This is a genomic window from Burkholderiales bacterium (assembly GCA_013695435.1).
Lineage (GTDB): Bacteria > Pseudomonadota > Gammaproteobacteria > Burkholderiales > JACMKV01 > JACMKV01.
Genome location: JACDAM010000014.1, coordinates 1 through 2,683 on the forward strand (window position 1 = coordinate 1; position 2,683 = coordinate 2,683).

Consider the following 2,683-nt stretch of genomic DNA (forward strand, 5'->3'; position numbering starts at 1 on the left):
TTTACCGGGATCGTTGGCAAAGCCGAGGCGCTCGGAGGATTCGCGATCGATCGCGATGACCATCACCTGCGCGGGCGCAGGCCTGGCACCCCTGATCAGGAACAGCCAGCGCAGCCCAAGCTCTTCCTCGAAATCGACGCCGAGCGGCGTCGCACTCAACAACACCCCAAGGAGGCCAGTCAGGACTCCGAGCTTGATGCCCTTGAATATTGCGCCATTGTCCCGCATGCCCGACGGATGCGTGTTTAAGAGTGCCTCGGCGCGATTCTAAAAGTCCGCATCCCGCGCCGTTCTCAAAACCGGTCCGGGAAAAAGCAGCGAAACTCTACGCGCGCGCCCGGTATTATCAAAAGGATGCCGTCCCGGCGAGCCGCGGGGGCTGCCCCGAGTCATCGTTTCCGGGGCATCCGGCCGCAAAGCGGCGGTCACCGCAGCGACCGCAGCCTGGCTTCGATTCTGTACTCTGAGCGCCTTGAAAATGGCAGTCAAATGAATTTTGACGGTACCTTCGGCAATACCGAGAACATTCGCAATGGTCTTGTTGGGCTTGCCTTTTGCCAATAGCGCGAGCACCTGCAGTTGCCGGCGGGTCAGATCGGTAACGGCATCCGCGTGTTTGCCGGTGAGATCGTTTGCCTCCGCCGGCTTTTCCGCACTCGCCATACGCCGGGAATCGGCAGGGTGTGGTCGTGCGATTTCCAGCAGGTACTTGTTCAAATGCATTTCCATTTCCAATGCCTCCATTCCAGAGAATTTTGCTGGCGAGCGGCGCGCCGATGTGGTCGCCATCCCGCATTTTTTCTTGCGGCAATTCAGATAGAGCGGCGAACGAAAGTCGAGCGCCGCTCTATCTCCCCTCATTCAGTCGCACCGTCGGAGATCCGCAACTGGCTTTGCAGATCGTTTTGATCGGGCGTGAGCGCCCCCGTCCCGAAGACCGCCGCAACGTTCGTGTCGGTCGCGCGCTCTGCGTCGGCTTCGCGGCTGGCGTAGCGAATCGGCGGAACGCGGATATGGCCTCTGGTCGGCACAGACGCGACAGTGCCGAACGACGAGCCGTCGCTCACTGTCAGTTGCTGCTCGAGCCAGCGATCGTGCGCAACACCCTGGTCGCTGCGCGCGTCGCTTTGCGGGCTGGAAACTCCAGGGTATGGCGAGCCATCCGAGAACGCGCTCTGGTGAGAAACAAAGTCCGCCGCATTTGCCGACGAAACTGCCAACAGCGACGTAACGAGGATCGCGCGGATCGCGATCTGCCCGGGTTTGATGCGTTTGCTGAACATGATGAACCTCCTATGGAAGTAGTGAACTGCCCGTGAAGCCGTCGAGGCAGTTTCGACAAGCCCGGTTTGTTTTTCCGGTCTTGTTGCTTCCCAATTTACGTAAGCGTGGAGATTCATTCGATGCACTATTGCCCGGCGATCCTGTGAAATATTCCCGTTTCGAAGCGCAGGATAATGACGTTCTCACCTACTGGATTTTTGCCATACCGGGGGATGGCACTGGACGAAGAGAACGGGGATAGCAGGCGATTCTGCAATCCCCGTTTTGAACGAAAGACGCACGATTTCTCGACGCGCTGGCGACTCTCGAAAGCTGCACAAGCCTGTAAGCAAAAGCATTGCACTGCATACACGGCGCGTGCTGCAATCCGCTTTCGTCAGAACTGTGCGACCGGCTCGTCCGGCAACGTTCCCTGGTTCACGAACTGATCCGGGAAATATGGAAACTCAATGGCCGGACCGATCGCGGCCGGCTTTTCTTCGACAACAGCAACAGCGGCCGACGAATCGTGAGTCATCCTCGCTTCTGCCAGATAAAAAACGCCGATCACGGCGAACACCAGAATCGCGGCCTGACAAGTGTAGGTAGCGGCCAGCTTGATCGCTTTCGGCAACGAGGCGCCGGGGACGGGGTTCGACTGATTGTTTCTGTAAACGAGTCGCATGATGCTCTCCTTTGGAAGTGGGCTTGGGCGATCCCGGCCGGGATCGGCAAAACCACTTTAGGCAGCGACGCTGCGCGCTGCGCTGGAGAACTGCACTAAAAGCTTGTGGAATATTTACGCCGGACCGCGCGCTTTCGAAGACGGACAGTTCGTTTTTTGCATCATCTAGCCCTGCTTTGAGACGCGATCAGGTCGTTCCGGATTTCGCGGGCAGCGCGCCGTGTAGACTCGATTGCGTTCCCGGTTCGGGCTTCCTGATAATCATTGGCAAAACCATCGCTATCAGCAGCATGACCGCGACCACGGGGAGCGCGCCGCTGAACGATCCGGTCGCGTCTTTGACCTTCGCCGCGAACAGCGGGCCGACGAGCCCGGCGACTCCCCACGCCGTGAGGATCGCGCCGTAGTTGGCGCCAATGTGCCGGGTGCCGAAATAATCGGCGTTGAACGAGGGCATGGTGCCGAAGCCGCCGCCGAAGCAGAGCAAGACGACGGCATAGAGGCGATAGCGACCGCGGGTAACGCGTGCAGCTGCCCGAGCAGCGCGAACACGCCGGCCTGGATGCCGAAGATCAGCGCGAACGCGCGGCCGCGCCCGATATGATCCGATACCGCACCCCAGAAAAATCGTCCGAGCGCATTGAACAGGCACAAAGCGCCGAAGGTCGCGGCGACGATCTTCGGGCTGAGCCCGGTCAGCTCCTGCATGATGGGCAGCGCGTTGCTGATCACGAG

At 59.7% G+C, this 2,683-nt stretch carries 6 protein-coding genes; 1 reads left to right on the plus strand and 5 read right to left on the minus strand.

The annotated features are described in order from the left end of the window. From H0V78_00820 to H0V78_00840, 5 genes are all read right to left on the minus strand, one after another. On the minus strand, window positions 1-228 hold a 228-nt coding region (locus tag H0V78_00820), incomplete at its 3' end, for a hypothetical protein (protein MBA2350363.1). A 39-nt stretch (window positions 229-267) separates the two neighbouring features. Next, entirely contained in the window at window positions 268-861 is a 594-nt protein-coding gene (locus H0V78_00825) for a response regulator transcription factor (GenBank protein ID MBA2350364.1), read from the minus strand. Further along, the gene (locus H0V78_00830; protein ID MBA2350365.1) at window positions 858-1,283 is read right to left on the minus strand and encodes a hypothetical protein; all 426 of its coding nucleotides are present in this window, start codon (window positions 1,281-1,283) and stop codon (window positions 858-860) included. Before H0V78_00830 ends, H0V78_00825 begins: the two co-directional genes overlap by 4 nt. Window positions 1,284-1,660: 377 nt before the next feature. Beyond that, window positions 1,661-1,948, minus strand: coding sequence for a hypothetical protein (locus H0V78_00835; GenBank protein ID MBA2350366.1), 288 nt, complete (start codon window positions 1,946-1,948; stop codon window positions 1,661-1,663). A 187-nt stretch (window positions 1,949-2,135) separates the two neighbouring features. Further along, window positions 2,136-2,435 carry a hypothetical protein gene (locus H0V78_00840; protein ID MBA2350367.1) on the minus strand — a complete coding sequence of 100 codons (300 nt, stop codon included), beginning with the start codon at window positions 2,433-2,435 and terminating at the stop codon, window positions 2,136-2,138. A 38-nt stretch (window positions 2,436-2,473) separates the two neighbouring features. Between H0V78_00840 and H0V78_00845 the strand changes: the two genes are divergently transcribed. Continuing rightward, on the plus strand, window positions 2,474-2,683 hold a 210-nt coding region (locus tag H0V78_00845; GenBank protein MBA2350368.1), incomplete at its 3' end, for a hypothetical protein.

Bases quoted from the DNA above. Each gene is read 5' to 3' on its own strand.
- H0V78_00825 (MBA2350364.1), bottom strand. From the start codon at position 861: ATGAGGGGAGATAGAGCGGCGCTCGACTTTCGTTCGCCGCTCTATCTG.
- H0V78_00830 (MBA2350365.1), bottom strand. From the start codon at position 1,283: ATGTTCAGCAAACGCATCAAACCCGGGCAGATCGCGATCCGCGCGATC.
- H0V78_00835 (MBA2350366.1), bottom strand. From the start codon at position 1,948: ATGCGACTCGTTTACAGAAACAATCAGTCGAACCCCGTCCCCGGCGCC.